At 57.9% G+C, this 19,089-nt stretch carries 12 protein-coding genes; 5 read left to right on the top strand and 7 right to left on the bottom strand.

Features of this window, described 5'->3' with window-relative positions:
• Positions 1-104 precede the first annotated feature (104 nt).
• Positions 105-365: a hypothetical protein gene (locus tag ACMGFG_RS19755; protein WP_436932030.1), complete on the bottom strand. Its 261-nt coding sequence runs from the start codon at positions 363-365 to the stop codon at positions 105-107.
• A gap of 192 nt (positions 366-557) precedes the next feature.
• On the opposite strand from ACMGFG_RS19755, the gene ACMGFG_RS19750 reads away from it, so the two are divergent.
• From ACMGFG_RS19750 to ACMGFG_RS19740, 3 genes are all read left to right on the top strand, one after another.
• On the top strand, positions 558-905 hold the full coding sequence (locus tag ACMGFG_RS19750; protein ID WP_436932029.1) for a TrbC/VirB2 family protein: 348 nt from the start codon (positions 558-560) through the stop codon (positions 903-905).
• Between the two features lie 309 nt (positions 906-1,214).
• Positions 1,215-5,300 carry an ATP-binding protein gene (locus ACMGFG_RS19745; RefSeq protein WP_436932028.1) on the top strand — a complete coding sequence of 1,362 codons (4,086 nt, stop codon included), beginning with the start codon at positions 1,215-1,217 and terminating at the stop codon, positions 5,298-5,300.
• Between the two features lie 528 nt (positions 5,301-5,828).
• Positions 5,829-7,928, top strand: coding sequence for a phage NrS-1 polymerase family protein (locus ACMGFG_RS19740; protein WP_436932027.1), 2,100 nt, complete (start codon positions 5,829-5,831; stop codon positions 7,926-7,928).
• Between the two features lie 45 nt (positions 7,929-7,973).
• Here ACMGFG_RS19740 and ACMGFG_RS19735 read toward each other — a convergent pair whose 3' ends face one another.
• Entirely contained in the window at positions 7,974-8,156 is a 183-nt protein-coding gene (locus ACMGFG_RS19735; protein ID WP_436932026.1) for a hypothetical protein, read from the bottom strand.
• A gap of 454 nt (positions 8,157-8,610) precedes the next feature.
• Between ACMGFG_RS19735 and ACMGFG_RS19730 the strand changes: the two genes are divergently transcribed.
• Positions 8,611-10,215, top strand: coding sequence for a hypothetical protein (locus ACMGFG_RS19730; RefSeq protein ID WP_436932025.1), 1,605 nt, complete (start codon positions 8,611-8,613; stop codon positions 10,213-10,215).
• A gap of 1,517 nt (positions 10,216-11,732) precedes the next feature.
• On the opposite strand, the gene ACMGFG_RS19725 is transcribed toward ACMGFG_RS19730, so the two are convergent.
• The 5 genes from ACMGFG_RS19725 to ACMGFG_RS19705 all read right to left on the bottom strand — a co-directional run bounded on the left by ACMGFG_RS19725 (position 11,733) and on the right by ACMGFG_RS19705 (position 16,862).
• A complete protein-coding gene (locus tag ACMGFG_RS19725) occupies positions 11,733-12,173 on the bottom strand; it encodes a DUF555 domain-containing protein (protein ID WP_436932024.1) in 441 nt (146 codons plus the stop codon).
• A gap of 411 nt (positions 12,174-12,584) precedes the next feature.
• Complete coding sequence (locus ACMGFG_RS19720) at positions 12,585-14,411, bottom strand: hypothetical protein (RefSeq protein WP_436932023.1); 1,827 nt, start codon at positions 14,409-14,411, stop codon at positions 12,585-12,587.
• 454 nt (positions 14,412-14,865) lie between these two features.
• Positions 14,866-15,396, bottom strand: coding sequence for a PIN domain-containing protein (locus ACMGFG_RS19715; protein WP_436932022.1), 531 nt, complete (start codon positions 15,394-15,396; stop codon positions 14,866-14,868).
• Between the two features lie 9 nt (positions 15,397-15,405).
• The gene (locus ACMGFG_RS19710; protein WP_436932021.1) at positions 15,406-16,140 is read right to left on the bottom strand and encodes a DUF7437 domain-containing protein; all 735 of its coding nucleotides are present in this window, start codon (positions 16,138-16,140) and stop codon (positions 15,406-15,408) included.
• Positions 16,141-16,169: 29 nt separating this feature from the next.
• Complete coding sequence (locus ACMGFG_RS19705; protein WP_436932020.1) at positions 16,170-16,862, bottom strand: nucleotidyltransferase domain-containing protein; 693 nt, start codon at positions 16,860-16,862, stop codon at positions 16,170-16,172.
• 288 nt (positions 16,863-17,150) lie between these two features.
• Here ACMGFG_RS19705 and ACMGFG_RS19700 point away from each other — a divergent pair, with 288 nt between their 5' ends.
• A complete protein-coding gene (locus tag ACMGFG_RS19700) occupies positions 17,151-18,887 on the top strand; it encodes a hypothetical protein (RefSeq protein ID WP_436932019.1) in 1,737 nt (578 codons plus the stop codon).
• Positions 18,888-19,089 lie beyond the last annotated feature (202 nt).

Below are 19,089 nucleotides of genomic sequence, written 5' to 3'. Positions count from 1 at the left end.
AGCAGTCGAATCATTCCTTACCTTGTTGATAACAACCACCTTGTGAGCATTCTATGGCACCCTAATTTTATAGACTAGAACTGGGCCTTACACCCAGTTACACCTCAATCTTCAACAGGAGCGAGGTTCTTCTGGCCGAACTCGACGTTCGGCAGATACATGTTCTCGATCTCGTCGGCTTGCGGAAACTCAATCGCATCGAGGACCTCGTTCAGTGCCGCATCGAACGATTTGTCGACGAGTGGATTGAGATTCTTGAACGCGGTCAATCGCGCGTAGGTACATTCGTGGAGTGCAACGTTCTTGTACGTCGTAGCGGAAGCGCAGTCTTCCGGTTTGGAGTTACCGGGCTTGTTGGCTGACAAATCCATCACCTTTGGACAGCACCATTGGAGGGTGCGATTGTCCGACGATAGATACAACCCACTTTGATATAACCATTACCCCCGATAATCCACACACTCAGCGTATTTACCGCCCGGATTGAAACAGTTGTAAGGCTTGAAATCTACTTTTGTTTATACTCAGACAACACATACCCGGGAGTGGAGAAACCTATGCAAGGTAACACCCTCCGGAAGTACCTCCTGAACAAGAACAGCGCGACCCTCGTCACCGCACTCGTCGTACTCACAGTGTTCACGGGCCCTGCCGCGGCCCAGGGCAGTACCGCAGAGTTCGAGGGGATCATGAGCAACCTCTACGACGTGGTCCTCCTCGTGCTGAAGTACGCGGGTCTCGTCGCGCTGGCAGGAGGAGCCGTTATCTGGTTCACGGCCCGGAAGAACAGCGACCGGGCTGAGAACGGGATGAAGCTCCTGATCGGTGGCGGAGCGATGACCGTGTTCTACTTCGGCGTCACGGCCTTCGTCTCGATGCTCGAATGGATCGGTACCCCTCCGTGAAGGGCAGCCGGTACTGACGAGGGTTCGCCCTTGTTGGCTTGCTCGGCATGACGGGAATACAGTCTCACGGATCGTGTAGCGAGACGTTGTCGGTCACTAGCTCGCTTACGTCCGGTACCGAAGCTGGGCGTGATTTTCGTGAGCGGATTTCGAGCCTTCGAGAGCCGCTGCTCTCAGATTGACACACTAACGACATACTATGATCCACTACCAGAGTCTCTCAAACTCAGAAACGACCCAGCAGGACAGCCCGATGCCGCTCTTGGCACACGATCAGATAGAGGCGACGGTCCTCTGGGAGCGATCGCGATGACTGACCCATACTTCGGTGTGGACGACGAACGGAAGACCGAATCCGATACTGACGAGGAGGTCCCTCGAGGCAGTGTCTTCGACGGGAAGAACGTCGATGCCCGGCGAGCTGAAAAGCTCACCGAGGAGCCTGGAGAGAGCGGGTCTGGATCGAAAGGTATCCCGAATCCGGAATGCGTCGACGCTGTTACCGAAGACGACCTCCCAATTGAGCGAACTACGGAATCACAGGACCTCGCCTCATCCTCAGACGACCAGGAAGACGTCGACGACAGGAACGACGATATAGTCCCGCGTGACTCCGAGACAGAAACGGGTCCCGGGAAACGGCTCGGAGATCCCATCGAAGCCAGACCGTACATCCAGATCTCACCAGCTCGCGAGCAGACTACCCCAGGGAACGTCATCAGCGGACTCTTCGGGTTGTACCGTGCGGGAGTTACCAAGACGTCCCGATTCAACCTCAAGAGCCAGCTGGGGTTGAAGGACTACGACAAGACCTTCGAGTTCATCATTCACAAGCCGAGGGATACCAAGCGGTTCGATTTCTATCTGAGTGCGACGCCTTACGACGCGACTTCGTTCAAAACGCTCGCCGCGAACATCAGGGCCATGTATCCCGAGTCGTTCGAGTTCGAAATCGTCCCGTTCAACCCCGTAGCGGCATTTTCATCGGACTCGGGGAACGCCCGGGTCGGAGGCCGGCGGATCGCTGCGCTCGAAGACATCACCGACCTCGAACACCTCAACGGCTTCGAAGATCCGGAGGTGTTCGAAGACCACGACATCGGGAGTGGGACGGAGCCTACCCCGGAAGAAGCCAGCAACGAACTCGAGACGGAGGGCGTGACTCTTCGTCCAGAGGAGGTCCCACCGGAGAAGCGGCCGTCTCTCGTCCGATGGAAGGGTATCTCGATGAAGAACAACGATTGGATGACGCTGCTTCGTCCCTTCAGCGATATTGCCGTCGACAGGGATGAACAGTACCGCTCTCCGTTGAGTGTGCTACTCGAACAGGCGGTTCACACGGATTCCCCGTTCGTCTTCCAGGCTATCTTCAAACCCCGGAAGGACTGGACGAAGGAAGCAGAGGTCCACAAACGGAACCTGAAGATGGGAAATCACGGGACGCTATCCGCGTTCAAGAACGAGCTAGCCCGGCAGGCCTTCGGGACGAGCGAGCAGGAACGTCGGAACATCCATCGTGGAGACATCTCCGAACAGGTCGGAGGGAGCGTCAGCGACAGTGAGTCCAACAAGATCTCCGGGTCGAGGATGACCCAGATCGACCACAAGCAGCCCACCACGACCTTTGACCTCTCTCTTCGCGCTGCTTGTGACGAAGAAACAGTCCAGAGTATCTCGAACGCATTCACGAGCCTGAGCGGCCCGTACTATGGTATCGAGGGAGACATCCTCCTTCGAAACGACAAGGAGTTTGCACGGCTCTGTCACTCGCGGTTCCCGAATGGAAGCGGACTCACAGAGCGCTTCAAGAAGGGGGATCCGGTCATCTGCTCGTCACCCGACGAGCTCGCGAACTTCGTCGTGGTTCCACACACCGACGCGCTTCCTCGGGCGAGTCGAGGATCGTCCGGCGGGTCTCCCGATGCTCGGTCACCGCTCACGGCCACTGACGAGGATCTCCTCTCCCAATACAGTCGGGGAATGAATATCGGATACGCGGAGACCGCCGTCGATAACAGACCCAACATCCCGATTCGCCTCTCGGCCGAGCAACTCACGCACCACGTTCTCAGAGCAGCGACGACTGGTGGGGGGAAGACTACCGCCATGATAAACGACGCTCTCAGTGCACACGAGGCGTTCGACGGCCCAACATTCATCTTCGACAAGAAGGGCGGGTCGATGAGCACGGAGTACAAGCGGGCGCACTTCAAGAAGTTCGGGTCTCTCGACAACGTCGTCCACATCAAAGTTCCCGGGCCCGAAGACGAAGTCCTGGCCTTCCCGTATTTCGACATCCGACCCCAGCTGGCAGCGGGTGTCAGCAGGAGCGTTGCCATCCAGGAGAAGGTCGACCGGTACAACGAACTGCTGGTGTACGTCCTCGGAGACGAATTGACTCAGCAGGCATTCGTGGCCCAGGAGATCCTGAACAGTTTGATCAAAGCCAGGTTCGACCCGGCAGTCGGCGACGACGCCTGGAAGATCGAGGATCTCTTCGAAGACGCCAAACGGATGCAGGGAGGCGACGTCCCCTTCCTGAATGAACTGTCTGACAGGACCCTCCAGAAGATGCTCGAACGGCATCTGAACGCAGACCCGCAGCGGTTCCAGACGTCGATGGATGCGGTACTGAACCGCATCACAAAACTGGCTGAACGGGAATTCATCTGGAAGATCCTCAATTTCGTCCCGGACTGGGACGATGAAGCGGGCTGCTATGCTGAACAGTCGCCGATGTTCGACATCCAGGAGATCCTCGACTCCAAGACCGTCGTAATCATCGATACCGGGGACCTCCGACCCGCATCGAGTAACCTGTTCACCTTCATGCTCCTCGATTACATCTGGAGCGGTGCGCAGCTCCGCCACCGTGTCGGTGAGACGCCTACCGTCAGCGAGGACTACGTGATCAATCTGATCATCGACGAGGCCGCCCCGTTACTCCAGTCCGAACTCGTCCGAGACGATATGATTCCCGATGGCCGTGAGTTCGGTCTCTCGCTCGAGGTCATCATCCACTTCGCCGAGCAAGTGAAGTCGGATGCCCTGGACGTGTCCAGTTATAAAGAGATCCTCCGGAACATCAATACGAAGCTCATCGGCAAACTCGCCGTCGACGACGAACTGATCATGACCCTCTTCCACGAGGGGCTCGAAGACGAGGAACTGGTCGACCGGATAACGTCGTTACCGCGTGGGGAGTGGGTCGCTCAGCTTCCCGACACCGGGTTCATGACGGATATCCCCGAGCTGGTGACTCTCCTGCCGGTCGACATTCCCGAGGGACACTCAGATTCCGAGGATCCGGTGATGGATGATTTCGTTTCGCCACACGGCGTCCTCTTTAGCGACATCGAGGCCGAGATGGTTCGAGTCGCCAGAGACGACTACTGTCTGATCCCCGGAAGCAACACCGAGGGGTCTCCAGAACAGTACTACCAAGCGCAGCAAGGAGCGACTACACGGCGTACGAGGACGGAGGCAGTAGGCAACGAGGTAGGAACTCAACTGGGGACTGGAACGAACGTTTCCCGTCCTGCTCCCCAGCAGATCGACGATACGGCGCACACGGACCATCATGAAGGGGAAGACAGGGCAGTCCGCAACCACGAGGAAGTCGAGACCAATTCAGAGCCCTCCAGGCCCGATACGTCGAAGGAGTCATCGCCGTCCGAAAGTGATGAGACGGCCGAGGCAGGCATCGACGAAGATCTGACAGTTGAAGAGCGACACTTCCTCAGTGCCGTCGTTACGACCGTCAACGGACAGCACCCTTCGTTCGACCTGCTCGACTCGATGACTCACATCAAGAGTCGGTTCCCTGATATAGATCTCGAGGGGTTAGAGGAGCTGGGCTATCTCGAGAAACATAACGAGATCCGCCGCACCTACTATACTGTAACTCGGGAGGGTCAGCGGGCGTGTGGAGCGATGGTCGCGACCGGTGAGAATCAGGGGGACGTGAACGAAAAAACCTTCCACAAGGTTATGGTTGAAGCGTTCGCTCGGTCCATCGACGCCGACCCAAACAATCAGTACTTCGTCACGAAATACACGCCACTCAACGGGGGTACGTCGAAGCCAGATGTCGTCGCTTACGATGGAGACCAGCCCGCCATTCTGGGCGAAGCAATTTCGAATGTCCATCCCTCCCTCATCGTCAAACACTACGACGATTACCACGCAATCGACGCGGAGAGAAAAGTCTGGATCGTGCCACATATCTCAGTAGCGTGGGAGATAGCTCGAGCACTCGCCAACGAGGGACGGATTATCTCGATCCCGCCGAAACGAGAGGGGAAAACCTACGACGACCTGAACGCAGAAGTCTGGGGGTCGGGTAGCGAATGGGAGTTCATGAGTGCGCGGAAATTGATCCATGACCTCGAATAGTGGGTCACCTTCGGCCGTTAAGTGCCTGCGCACGCCGTGCGCGTGGAGTACGAGCGCTCTCCCGCCCAGATTCGGTTCGCGAGTAGAGAAGGCGTCAAGCTATTCGAGAAGGCGCAAAAACCAATTAGAAGTCCTTTCGGCCCACAATAGGCCTTCTCGTGGATTTCCCCACAGGTGGCGAGCGTCTGCTACGCGCAGATCTGTACAATCCGTCAAGCTATTCGAAAAGCGCGCAAATCTGTTTAGCTGGCGTATAAACCCGTCTAAACCCACCAAACACCAACCCGCTCCGTCAAGGTATTGCGCGTCCTCGAGAGGATATCTAGAGAGTCTATCGAGGGATCTCCTGGCTCGATTGGGACTTTCTCGAGTGACTTTACATAGTGTTGGAGAGGGGCAGTCTGCGCGGTCTGCGCGGACCGAAAGCCGGCACTCGATTGTCGGTATTCGATGCGGTTCCGAGGGTCGAGTTGTTTGTCTTGCCCCGGCAAGTGAGGCAGTTCGCTCTCCCCAATCGAGGTTCATCTGATGGTCAAAATCAACGTCATCGAAGAATCGATCCCTTCGGAACTCCGGCCGATCGAGCAGTGGATCTGCTGGCGCGAAGGCGAGCGAGATGGGAAACCTACCAAGATTCCAACAAAACCGTATCGGACCAGTGGAAGCCCGAATCTAGACGTCACCGACCCGAGCCAGCGCCGTGATTTCGAAACGGCCTGGAAGTCACTGAACGACTCCCGAGTAGATGCGGATGGACTCGGCTTCGTGTTCACCGACGACGTCAGTATTACCGGCGTAGACCTGGATAAGTGTCGTGACCCTGATACAGGGGCGCTCGAAGAGTGGGCCGACGAGATCGTCGAGCGACTGGTCTCGTACACGGAAGTCTCTCCCTCGGGAACTGGCGTCCATATTCTGGTCGGTGGTGAACTGCCACCGGGCGGCAACCGGAAGGGTCGGGTCGAAATGTACGACACCGATCGATACTTCACCGTGACCGGAGCACACGTCGACGGGACTCCCACTGCGATCCAGAAGTGTCAGGAGGAACTAGCTGCGGTCCACCGCGAATATATCCAGGGTGGAGTGGATTCCGATGGCCAGTTGAGCCTCGACGCCTCGACCGACCCGGAATCGTCAAAAAGCGGGGAGGAGGGACGTCGAGAGACCGAGTCGTCCGTTCGAGAGAGTTCGACCGCTCTTCGCGAACGATACCCCGACGGCCTCTCATCCGTCGAAGAACCTGCGGTCCGTGAAGCGCTCGAACGAGTAGCGGCTAAATATCTTCCGCGGGAGCTCCCCAAGACGTTCGACGACCTTGCCGGACCAGGCGTGGACCTCTCGAATGAAGAACTCCGCAAACGGATGTTCGACTCCAAGGGCGGGGATCGCAAGCGCCGCCTGTACGAGGGCGATGCGTCGATGTGGGGATCGCCGAAAGCGGATTACCCCTCTCAGTCCGAGGCTGATATGGCCCTCGCGCATAATCTCGCGTTCTGGACTGGGAAAGACCCGTCTCAGATGGATTCGCTCTTCAGGGAATCCGGGCTGTACCGTGAGAAGTGGGACCGCAAGCACTACGGCTCGGGTGCGACCTACGGCGAGGTCACGCTGGCCCGTGCATTACTCCGGGTCAGCGACTACTACGAACTCCCGTCCCGTAACGGTGGGAGCCACACGAACGGTTCGCCTGTGAGGACCCCGTCGGCGGGAGACGATCGAGAAGACCCGCCGCCCCCCTTCGAAGGGACGCCGACATCCCCGGCCTACGTTCCAGAGGCCAACAGCTGTGACTCTGCTTCGAGAAATGGATCGGATCCCGGGTCGAGAAAGAGATTGGGAAGTTCAGCGACTCCCCAGAGGGCGCAGGATGGCGCTGGTGACGAAGGGATGGGTCAGAAGGGGAAAGCCCCGAGTGACGAATCAACGACCGCTGAGAGAGCGGCAGCGTTTCAGGATGGTATTGTAGACGGAGAACGGCCCTCGGCTAGCGATGACGCCAGTGGGAGAGCGGCCTCGACGAAACCGGCGTCTCCCAGCGGCATCGATACGGATGGAGAGCTCAACGAGAGTACCCAGCGAGCGATGGAAGAAACCGCCACAAAGGCGGGGAGTGAATGGGAGCGGACCAATCCAGACCTCTGTGATTGCGAAAAGCACCCGAACGACTGGACGGTCCCTCGCGCGGGGCGGTCGCCGTCGGAACAGGCGCTTGACCTGGCGCGTGAGGATAATCGTGTCCTCGCCAGACGACTGAGACGTGAATCCCAGCGTCTCGAAGACTACCACGAACTCGAAGCGGAACGGGACCGCTTCGAATTCACCGCTGAGGTCTACCTACGGGCCATTGACGAACTGATGGGTGAGCGCAACCGGTACCGGACGCAGTTACGGCGTGCAGGGCTACTCACGCGTGAGGATCAACGGCTCCACGACGACCCGGTAAAGCACCTCAAGCAGATTCTCCGGCCGATGGTCCGACGCAAGGATACAGCGACGGCGAAGGAGACTCTGACCGGTCTTGATGCCATCCTACAGGAATACGAAGACAGGAACGAGCGTATCCAGACGAACGAACGCGAGAACCGCGGCAGTGTTCGAGAGACCATCTCGCGTCTATTCGGTTGACCAGTTCCGAGCCCGCAGGTATTGGCCCCCGAATGGGGTGAGGGTTCAGAGATGAATGACATCCACCCCAGCGAGCAGAGCATCGAACAGCAGCACCAGATCGGCCTCACTGACGGTCGCGATATCGAAGAACGTCCCCCGTACGTCGCCTCGTTCAAAACCGGCGACGAACCGATGTTCAAAAAGCCCGACCACGATCCGCACGGAGAAGTGTCCGCCAGGGCTCACTACTCGTCGACCTCGTGTGATTCGCCGGGCTGCGAGACGACAGGTCTCGTGGCGACCGAGATCCTCGAAGACTCGGCCGGTCTGACGGGACTCCCACCGTTCGACATCGTCTGCTCGGTCTGTGCCGAGTCCGGTGAATTCGATTCACCGTAACTCGGTTCCAAGGTCGAAGTTCGAGAAGCGCGACGTCGCTCGTGTTTCTTCCGAGTATTCCAGTGTTTTCCGGACGGTCGTGGCTAGAGTGCTAAGGCAGGACTTCGAAGTCCCATGTCGATACGGGATGTCCTGTCAGCCGCTTTCACGGATGTCCCGGCTCGCCTCTCCCGTGTATTGGCCCCCCAAGGGGGTGAGGGAGTTGCGAGCGGGGCGAGGCGCGAGAGATGGTAGTGATTGAGCTACTGTCGTTCTCGTGCTCCGTCCGAATTGTACCTCACATCCCTCAGAGAGTTCAGCAATGAGCAAGACTGCCAACATCAGCGTGGCGCAGCGTGCGGAGAACATCAGCGGCGAGTTCGGCGAGATGGGCGTAGCGGTCCCGTCGAGCAGTATCGAAGAGAAGATGGAGGCCCTCATGGAGTTCAAGGTCCCCGAGGGCGACGCGCAGGCAACAGTCGTCCGCCAGATCATCGACGAGCACGACCTCGACAACAGCGAGCTGCCGGAGGGGGTGAACGACCTCGTCGAATTCTCCGGGAGCAGTGGATCCCAGGGGTTCGACCGGACGCTACTCGGGGACATCGAGGACGTCGGCGACGAGGCGTGGGTGGACGTCCGAGCACAGGTCGTCGACCTCTGGGAGGTCAAGCACGACTCGATGGCCCAGGTCGGCCTCATCGCCGACGAGAGCGCCCAGATGAAGTTCGTGAAGTGGGCGAAAAACACCGAGTCTCTGCCGGTTCTGGAAGAGGGCGTTACCTACGACTTCGCCTCGGTCATCACGAACGAGTACGAGGGGAAGTATTCGATCTCTCTCAACAAGGCCAGCGAGATCTCTGAAGCGGACAGCCCGGTGGAACCTGCCGACGGAACGGTTCGATCGAGTGGGGCGGTCGTCGCCCTCGAGGACGGATCGGGTCTGATCAAGCGCTGCCCGCACGAGGACTGCACCCGCGTCGTGAAGAACGGCCGTTGCTCCGAACACGGTGAAGTCGACGGTGAGTTCGACCTTCGGCTGAAGGCCGTTCTCGATGACGGACAGTCGTCGATCCGCGCCCTATTCAACGCCAAGATGACCGAGCGCGTTACTGGAACGAGCCTCGAGGACGCCACGCAGATGGCCTCCGAAGCCCTCGACGCAAGCGTCGTCCTCACCGCATTCCGCGAACAGCTCGTCGGGCGGACGTTCGAAGTTCGTGGGCCCGTGGTCGGCGATTACTTCCTCGTCGATACGGTCGTCTCGACGACCTACTCGGAGGACAACCCAGGTCTGGAAGCATCGGCTCTGGACGCAGCGCGGACCCAGCGGCAACCCGCCAAGCGTGTGTTCGCACAGGAGCTCAACGGCGCCACCCACTCGTTCACTCGCGAGGAAGACGCCGACGATGAGCGGGCGCCCAACTTCCATCTGCTGCCGTCGGGAGAGGCGGCCAACCGTGTCCTCGTGGTCGGTGCGCTCTACGAGACGGCGAACGTGGGAGACGATTCGGAGTACTGGCGAGGCCGCGTGATGGCCGCGTCCGAGGCCATCAACGTCTACGCTGGCGAGTACCAGTCGGACGCGATGAACGTCCTTCGAAGCGCGGAGACGCCCTGCTACGTCGCTGTGGTCGGGAAGATCCACAGCTACGAGACCGACTACGGCGTCAACGTCTCTGTCCAACCCGAGCACATCTCGGTCGTGGACGACGAAGTTCGCAATTCGTGGGTCGCTGAAACTATCTCCCACTCACAGGACCGTCTGGGTGCGGTCGAAGCCGGCGAGACTGATGGTAGCGAGGCCGCTGCGTCTCTCTACGGCGGTGATGTCTCGGCCATCGAGGCGGCCCTCGACGAGGCAGCGATAGATCTCGTCCCTGAGGACCACGTCCCGGCAGAGGGTCCTGAGGTAGCTGCTCAGTAAGCCGGTTCCAGCTTCGACGGTTCTCTCTCCTCTCGTCTCGTAGTGCCGGCCTCGCCGTCGCTTCGCTCCAGCTCTCCCGGTTTCCGAGAGTGGAGCCCCCATCTGCGTGTAGCTGAGATAGGGCAGTTCAGTCAGTCTCGGCACTCTTGCACCTCATCTGGGAACGCTTTGAAAAGTGAGTTTGTTCACCCCAAAGGAGGTGAGGTGGCGGGAATCCTCTACATCCCTCAGCTCATCGATCCATCGCGAGTTGAGCAGCGAGGGTCTTTCCCGTTACACCTCGCCACTGTCCGCTGTCAGCTCCAACAGCGTGTCGTCTCCCCACACTCGCTGTGGAAGCAAACCGATGGACGACCCGATCGACCCAATCTGAGCCACAACCGACCCGAGCGAATCCAAACGTCAGTCGCTCTGCGGACGTCGGTCAGTATCGCCGTCCACGGATCGGCGCATTGGCTCACGCCAGTCTCTTTCAGATACACGAGAATCATGATGCGGGTTTTCGAACCATCTGAGGGCATCGGATTTCCCGCGCTTGAAATCCTACGCTACGCCTCGAACCGATGCTTCGATCGTAGCGTAGGAGCTTGTATCGAGAATAGAGGACTGAGAACTACTTGCTTTACCTTAGGGTGTCAGAGAACAGTTCGCGCACCCATCTTTTGGCATCGTGAATCGCTCAGTATAGTCTATGATTGTATCGCACCGAGAGAGTCATCAGGATAATAAATACGTTTTTATCGGTTGGTGTTTCTGGATTGATTATGAGCGACAGGAGGTTCATTTTGATTATTTCGCTGATAATCAGTTTGGGGTTGTTACTTGTACTAATGCTATCGCATGTTGGTAAACCGGTGTAACACTGGTTGAATGCTCAACCCGCACACTCTACTTATCGGCGTGTTCAGCCAGTTTTACAATGAAAATAACCCCTTCTGAATTGTTCTATGACACCCTCTTACCTGCGAGAGTTCTTCCCATCAGGTGCTTCTACAAAGCCAGAGATATCTCTACTAGGAATACAGAATGAGGGTGGCCACACCAAACCACTCAGGCCGGGTGTGTCCCTTCAAACATGGGTCCGACCGCGAGACTGGTTTTCCCGGAGGGTGTGTCGGCGGGCAGCCGACCATAGCCAGGGAGAGGACCAGCCTGAACGGCGGAGAACACCGAGACGCTACTCCACTGCAGTCCCAATGCTTGGAGATCTCTGGAGAGCCACAGCACGGCTCATCCAGAGAGCTGGAACTGCTTCGGATCGACTCCCCCATACAGGTGCGAGTCGATGACTCTCGTCCCGACGTTCCGAGGGCATCCGTGTGTTCCCTTTCCCATGTGCCCCCCTATTTCGGCGGAGTGCACTTGCACGTACCATCGGAGGGTATAGTTGGGGCGTGAATTACTGGCACACCACTCTACAATAAATGTTCCTCAACACTGCTTGAGTTTTCGGAGACGAGTCCGAGATCAACGAAGAGTTCCTGCCGGATCTCGACAGTGAGATACACTCACCTCGTTCACATCCGATTCGATTCTCGGTGCTGTTTAGATGACGCACCAAGGTCTGCTCGGCCCAGGTCCTGAGTGTCTCCAGTCTCCAATGGGGCGGCCTCGATTACCGTCAGCGGGATGTCTTTCATCCGCGAGCCCAGCTCCCGCTTTGCTACCGCTCGACTATCCTCGAGTGATCGAGCCGTCACCTCGACAGTGACGTCCAGGACGACCATCCCGTAACCCGTCGTACAGAGTGCGGCTTCCATTTCGTATCCGCATCCCGGACAGGCAAGATCCTGAACTTCGATATCGCACGAGCGGACGTTCGAGGCGGATGCTCGTTTTCCGACCTCGGCGACGCCAATGTTGATCGCGTCCTGAACGCCCGGTGCTCCTGGAACGACCCACGGAACCGTCAGTCGGACCTGATACCAGTCCTTCGAGCTCGCTGCATCAGGGTTCACTTCAGTCTACACCTCCGGCTCGTCGTACCAGTAGCGTCTGTCCACAGTGCCAGATCGTCGTATTGGGGTTCGTTTTCATGTGGTTGGAGGGAACGGTGAATCCACAGAGGCTGGAATGGGGTTCTTCGAGCCGCGTTTCGAGGTCCTACCACCCGGGACGGACGAGAGATTGACTCTCCTCTTCAGCCCTGTATCCACTGTACGTCGAAGAGCGATATTGTTGTTTCAGCATTGGAATCCATGTAACTGTTGCAAGTCCTGGGCCACTATACGGAGTGCCGCTTCGCTGGTGGGGTAGAAACGGAAAAATAGGATTCTGAGTTCGCGGTGAACTCGGGGGTTGTTAGGGTTCGATATTGTTCGGGGGTGACAGTACAGGCAGTACCGTCAACGCTGCTGATGCGACCACGGTCACGTGCGAATCATCTCCAAAGGCTCGCTGTCGCGGGCTTGGTTCTGATGGCTCGATTCCGTGGCCTCTCGAATCTCGTTCTGATCGGCGACGTCGGAGAGTTCGGTCGCGATGATCTGCTCCATTTGAGACGGGGCAGGCCAGCGGGTCGAAATTTCTCCTGAGTAATTCGCAGCTGGACTACGTGGAATGGGCGTCCCATCCTTCGCAGTGCTGCTCGACCGTCCAACACACTGTGGCGTTGCAGGACGGGGATTGGTCTCCGTCGACGATTCAGCAGATTCGAGGATGTGAATCTCGCTCTCCCAGCGTGAGTTCAGCGATGGTCGGTCCTGGAAAGCGGTCTTCCGGAAGTCAGTCAGACGAACCAGATCGCCTTCATTGGGTTCCATAAAGCACTTTCTCGAGACTATGACCTCACCGTCCACGTCGTTTGGATCCGACGTCGAGCGAGTGATTTCTCTCTCGCTGGGGTTCCAGATCGCGACGTACGCCCAGCCGGAATCATCCTCCAGTATGAATCCGAATTTGATCTTCGGATTATCCGGATAATACACGCGTTTCACTCTGCCTTGAGTGGTGACGTATCCGTTCGTCGTTTCCGTATTCGTGTACGTGATGTTCCCGATTTTGAGGACGTTCGTCGGGTCGTGTTTCTCCTGGTCAGCTACCGTGAAGAGTGCACTATCGAGGGACTGTCCGTCGAGCACACACCTGGCGAGCTGCGTAGCGATCGTTACACGACTCTTGTTGATCTCGTGAGCGTGGGGAAACTCGTCTGAGAGGATTCGCCGCGCTAGCTTACAGACGGGATCAACTTTGTCGGGGAACCACTCGTGTAGCGTCCGAAGCGGTTCAGCTCGGTCACGAACTCGCTGCATCGTCTTCTGCTTGGTCTCCTCGAGTTTCGCTTCCCGCCGTTCAGGAAGTGATGCCTCGTGAGCCATGCGGAACGCTGCGAGAGAGTCCATATGCCGATCTATGACTGCTGCTGCGCCAGTGGTGTAGCCGGGGCCGTTGATACTCTCGGAAACCTTCTTGATCTCGGCTTCGAGCGCAAGGCGGTTCTCGATTCCAGGAATCGAAGAGCGAGAGTACGCACCGGGGTCTGAAACTACGTGACTCAGAGGGACGCTGGTCCCATCGGGAAGCGTCACCTCGAGGTCGCGGGTTTCCAGTCCCTCAGCTTCGCACAGAATCTGTTCATCGTCCGGGATGAGCTTCATCTCGCGTAGACGGCGCGTGCGGCTATCCAGTGTCTCGAGTGACACGAGCGGAGAATAGTGCTGAATACGGGATTCCAGTCGTCCGTCGGAGATGGAATCGTCCGCACTGGAAGCAACGCCGACTAACTGATCGCCAGTCGAGTCGGTGAGCTTCGCTGCACTCTCGATGATGTAGTCGCTCGCAGACTGAACCTGGTCGGGTTCCGAGAGGGAATCCGCCGGCATACCAGTCTGATTCACGCTAACTCTCCGTTCGTCGCTCCGGGACGGTTCCATCGGTTGCCCGTCGAACCACCCGTAGCATTCCTCGGGATTCGTTCCAGTCTCCAGCCTGTCCGCGAACCACTCTGGTGGGGTGTCGTCGTCGACGCTGTCTGGGGAATCGAGACCCAGGTAGCGGCGGACGTACGGCGATCGTGGGAGATCGTCGTCGCTGACGGTGGAAACGTCGTCGGACGGTCCGGCGACGCCACGAATCGTATCGGACACCCAATTGGCCGTGCGGGTGAGACGGGACTGGGTTGCATCGTCGTTGTCGGTACTACCGATCGTGGTGTGGTCGTTCTCCGTAGAGCGGCCACTGTCGTCTTCGCTAGGCATAATGTTGGGAAGCAAACCGATTGCTTTCCGGCGTCTAAGACACGTGTAGTCAGTATAACTGTATCGCGTCGGCAACCACGCCGTACTACGGTTTCTGGCGAATTACCACACAAAACCCACACCTTCAACGCATCGAGCGAACCACAGCCCATCCGCTCAAGAGTTGTAGGAAGGAAAGGCGAGGTTTGCCTTTCCCAACATTATGCTGGATCGTTCAAGATCCACTTCCCTCTACACCTCTGGTAGATATAACTATATCGGGAAACCGCTACGCAGAATGCCTGGAAAAGGCATTTTTGGGAGAGCAGTCATACTGTATATGAGGACGCGGAGCAGGCCCGCTGGGTCGAACCCTCGAGACTGCTTCGGACAGGAACGTGGGGTAGTGGCCTACGTTCTGATGACGTCCGCTTCTACTGCAATAACACGTTCTGGAGGGTCGGTTTGTGAAGATCTAGATTAACGTCATCGAGTCATCAGGGTCGTCACCAATGATATCACGAACGCCGTATACCGACACTGCATCTGCGTACCCCTGGTTCTCAGCCGCGTTTCTAATTCCCTTTCTCGCCGGCCCATCGTCGGTCAAGACCACGATACTCCCAACCGAACGATCCCGAAGATACTGGATCGCGAGACCCGCAAGAACTGCATCAGCTTTCTCTACTTCGTGTTCTGGACGGTCAGTTTCGTTCGCGATGGTGCGGCGAGCAATGTCGCTTGCAGCGAGTGCATCGCCATCTTCCACATCGGGTGCGTCAACGATCTCGGCCCATCCTTCGTCAAGGGCTGTTTGGACCGGTGCCGTTTCTGATCCTCCGAGTTCACCGACGACCCGTCGCGGAAGTTTCAGAACCGTATTTGCCCGTTTGACTTCCTGACGGAATCGGTCGTACTTCTGGTTCGACGGTCGACCGATCGCGAAAAAGATGTTCGCATCTACGATAACTTCGTTCTCACCGACGAGAGGAGACTCATCTACCATCGACGCTACTTACTCGTCTGTCCGTTGCTCTGGTTCGGGCGCACCGTCGAGTGCGGTACTATCAGGAAGTTCCATCTCGTCGCCCACATCCGGGAAGAGGTGTCCGAAGTACGGATCGTGTTCGCGGCCCACCACGAGGGCTGGCTCGAGCGAGTTGACGATCATCATCGCCTCGGATTCCCGTACGTCGATATCGCTAGCGACCATTCGATAGGTAGTCTTCCCGGCAGCGTGGAGCCCAGCGCCTCGAAGTGCAGCGACGAGTTTTCCGACACCGTGACGATCAACGAAGACCGCGACGTCCTCATCGACCTCCTGCAGTGCGAGCGCGTGGAGGACTGTCGGCGTGATAACGATCGGGACGTGCTGTTCCACGACGATAACAGGGTCTGCAGTCAACTGTTGTGGTCGCACTGATTCATCCCGATCGACAAGACCGAGGTCGACTAATCGGTCGATGTACTCGTACGTCGTCGACCTCGAGAGGTCGAGCCGATCCATGACCGATGGTGGGCCGACCGGTCCCCAGTAACAGATATAGGTATAGACGCGCGCCAGCGATGGCTGATTGAGGAGTTCGACGACCGTCTCTAATCGGGGGGCGTTTCGCGCAAGCGTTGCTGGGTCGAGCGAACCCTCATTCAATGCATCGACCGGTGGCGGGTCTACCGCCCCGCTTCCCCCGTCGGTGCGTAGATCGTTTCGGTCCCGAGGCGTGGTCATATCTGCTTGTTCGAAGTCCATGAACTTTAGAATTTCGGAGCCATCTCGAGTCACCCATCGAGATCACCCTGGAAGACCATCTGCTGGACGGTCTCGAATTTCTCCGAGTTGTAGAGGACTATGCCGTCGCCCAGAATCTCTCGTAGTTCGTCGACGTAGTTCGGGACGGCTGGCAGCGTCTCGACGTCGATCTCGTACGCATACCGGCCAGTGTCGAACTCCCGCTCTTCGAGGTCTTGCCGAATACGGTTCGCAGTTCGCTGGTTCGTCATCCGGTCTTCTTCGACGAGTACCCACAGGTCGATGTCACTGCGTCTGTCAGCCTCACCTCGCGCCACGCTCCCGAACAGAACGACGCCGAGGACGCCATCGAGGTCCTCGCAGAGTGCTTTGACAGCAGCTCGGACAGGAGGCTGGAACTCGGCTTGCGGGACTTCGAGAACCGGGTCGTCCGGTCGGGAGAGCCGCCCACTGTTGATACGGACGTTCCGCTTGTTTCCTTCGCGCTTTTCGAGGACGAGGTCGTTCGCGACGAGGATGTCGACGGCTTTCGAAATACTGGGCTGAGAATACTCGACGGCGTCAGTGAGTTCCGTAATCGAGAACTCGTCGGTGTGATACCGACTTAAAAAATAGAGGAGGTCGTGAACCGCCTGACTCCGGTACAAATCCGCGTCTTTCGCCGGTACGTCGACTGATATTCGCGGTCCCGGCCCCGAGTTGGTATTCGTGCTCCTTTGCATGCACAACTAGAGCCATCCCCTTCTAGTTAAACCTTATACGTATCTGCAACCTCGTCTTATATGGTCGAGGAGGTCTGTCGCAACAGGACAGCCATTGTCTGATAGCGACCTCAGTCGTATCGGGAGAGGGGTTCGTTTTGTCCGACCATCGTAGAGAGTTTCCCTTTCGTGTACTCGAGGGGTTCTCCGATAACCACCCTTGTATTTGTCCCCGAAGGGGGTGAGGGAGTTCGGAAGTGGGGAAGCAGGCTGCCCACTCGCCGCAGCTCCCACATGGAGTTGACACCGATGGCTTCCTACTACCAGGACGGACAGCACCGACTCAAGAATACCGACGTCGAACAGGGTCGCCGGTTCGATGAACTCACGCTTCGCGGGCTCTACGAGAGTCCGCACCTCGAGAGCGACTGTCTCGGTACCCGCCTCGACAACGCCGGCGAGCTATTGATTGCTGCACGTACAGAACCGGAATACGACGAGTTCGGCCTCGAAGTCGAGGGCACCCGCGGGCAGGAGATCGACTCGTACTGGGTGAACGCAAGTCTCCGAACCACTCAAGCACGAGATGTCGATCCGATCGACCTGACTGAGGAGGATCTCACTGGACTCCCGCTCGAGTCCCAGGAACGGCTCCACGGGCTCCGCAACGAGCGCAAGCGCCAGCGAGAGAAGGCGTTGGCCGCATCTGTCGTCGGCGTTGACCGGGAGTCTCGCACTCGCGAGGACGTCGTCGCTGGTCGTCGCGAGCAGCGCCACAAACAGAACGACAGGTTGATCGGCCCACGAGGAATTACTCACCACGATCCACTCGAGGACGTCGGTGAAGACATCGCGGAGCAAGTTCGCGACGCGGCGGCCCGTCTCGCAGGCCACTTTTGTTCGGGCCCTGACGTCGACGTCCTCGAAAACGCTATCGGACGGAAGGTGGCACGCGGTCAGCCTGTCTACACGGCGCTCTCGAACGTCCAAGAACAATTCTACCAGGAAGCTGGAGTCATTCAACCGATTTCGACGGTCCCGGTCATCCCGTCGAAATACAACGTCGAAGCGGATATCCAGGGAGAGGTAGCGACGCTCTGGTACCCGAAGTCGAACAATCAGCAACAGGTCGGGATCATCAAGGACGATTCAGGAACGATCAAGTTCACCGTCTGGACCCGGTCGAATCAGAGCGTCATCCTCCACGAAGGAGACACCATCCGTATCGTCGGCGGCAAAGTCGGGAAATACAATGGTCAAGCGACGTTAGCGGCCGATTCGGAAGCACAGATCACGATTCTCGAGAGCGGGGATGGCCCAGCTCCGCGGGGCGACATCGCGAAAGTCTTCCAGGAGGAGTCAGGGGAGACTTCAACCGAGGAAGAGACTGACGGCCCTACCCAAGTCCATAAGCCGTGTGCTATCCCCGCGCCTGGTACCCCTGGTGTCGAGAAGGTTTCTCGACCAGTGCATGCCCCCGCCGATCGTCTCGACGAGTCGCAGAGTGACGAGTTCGAGGCAAATCACTGGTTGAAATCCACCGAGATCTACGAGGAGAACGGCGCCGTCCCGCTTCCAGAATGGTGGCGTAACCAGGACAACGTCGTCTCGGTCGTCGTCGACGAAGACGACGATCAGATTGCGATCAACGAGGCTATCGAGGACGTAGTGTCCACTACTCCACTTGGAACAGATGACGGTGAGCGCACGTCGACCTCAGAAGCAGTCCCCGACGGAGGGCGTCGATTGTGGGCGCTCATTCGTAACGAGGAACTGTTTGGAGCGGCGCTCGAGGATGATACAGCGAAAGACTCCACGCCAGAATCGCAGGAGAAGCTCATTGGGGTCTCGGGATCCAGCCCCATAGCGGATACCAGTGCGACGTCGGAGTTGGAACTCGGTCTCCCTTCGACGACCTCGACGTGTCCTGACTGCTCCCACGAACGAGCACACTATCGACTCGTGCAGTTGCGTTCTACAGACGAGCCTCCAACAAGGCTCCTTTCGTGTGTTAGTTGCGGTCGACGGTGGCGAGAAGACAGCTGAATGGACCAGATGAGGCGATCCTCACTTCTCGAAGAACTGGATCAACTCCCACCTCGGAAATAATACCCTTCACGGATACCCCCCTTTGTCGATTAGTAAATGACCGAGTTCTGGCGTACAGAGAGCTACAGAACTTGAATTGGGATCGAGAGACTTCTCGGCAAAGCTCCAGCGTCTCTCCAGAAGATGAGACGAGACACCC

It is taken from the genome of Halosimplex halobium (genome assembly GCF_051414055.1).
Taxonomy (GTDB): domain Archaea; phylum Halobacteriota; class Halobacteria; order Halobacteriales; family Haloarculaceae; genus Halosimplex; species Halosimplex halobium.
Note: the sequence above shows the minus strand (reverse complement) of the source record. Positions and strands in the feature narration are given on the sequence as shown.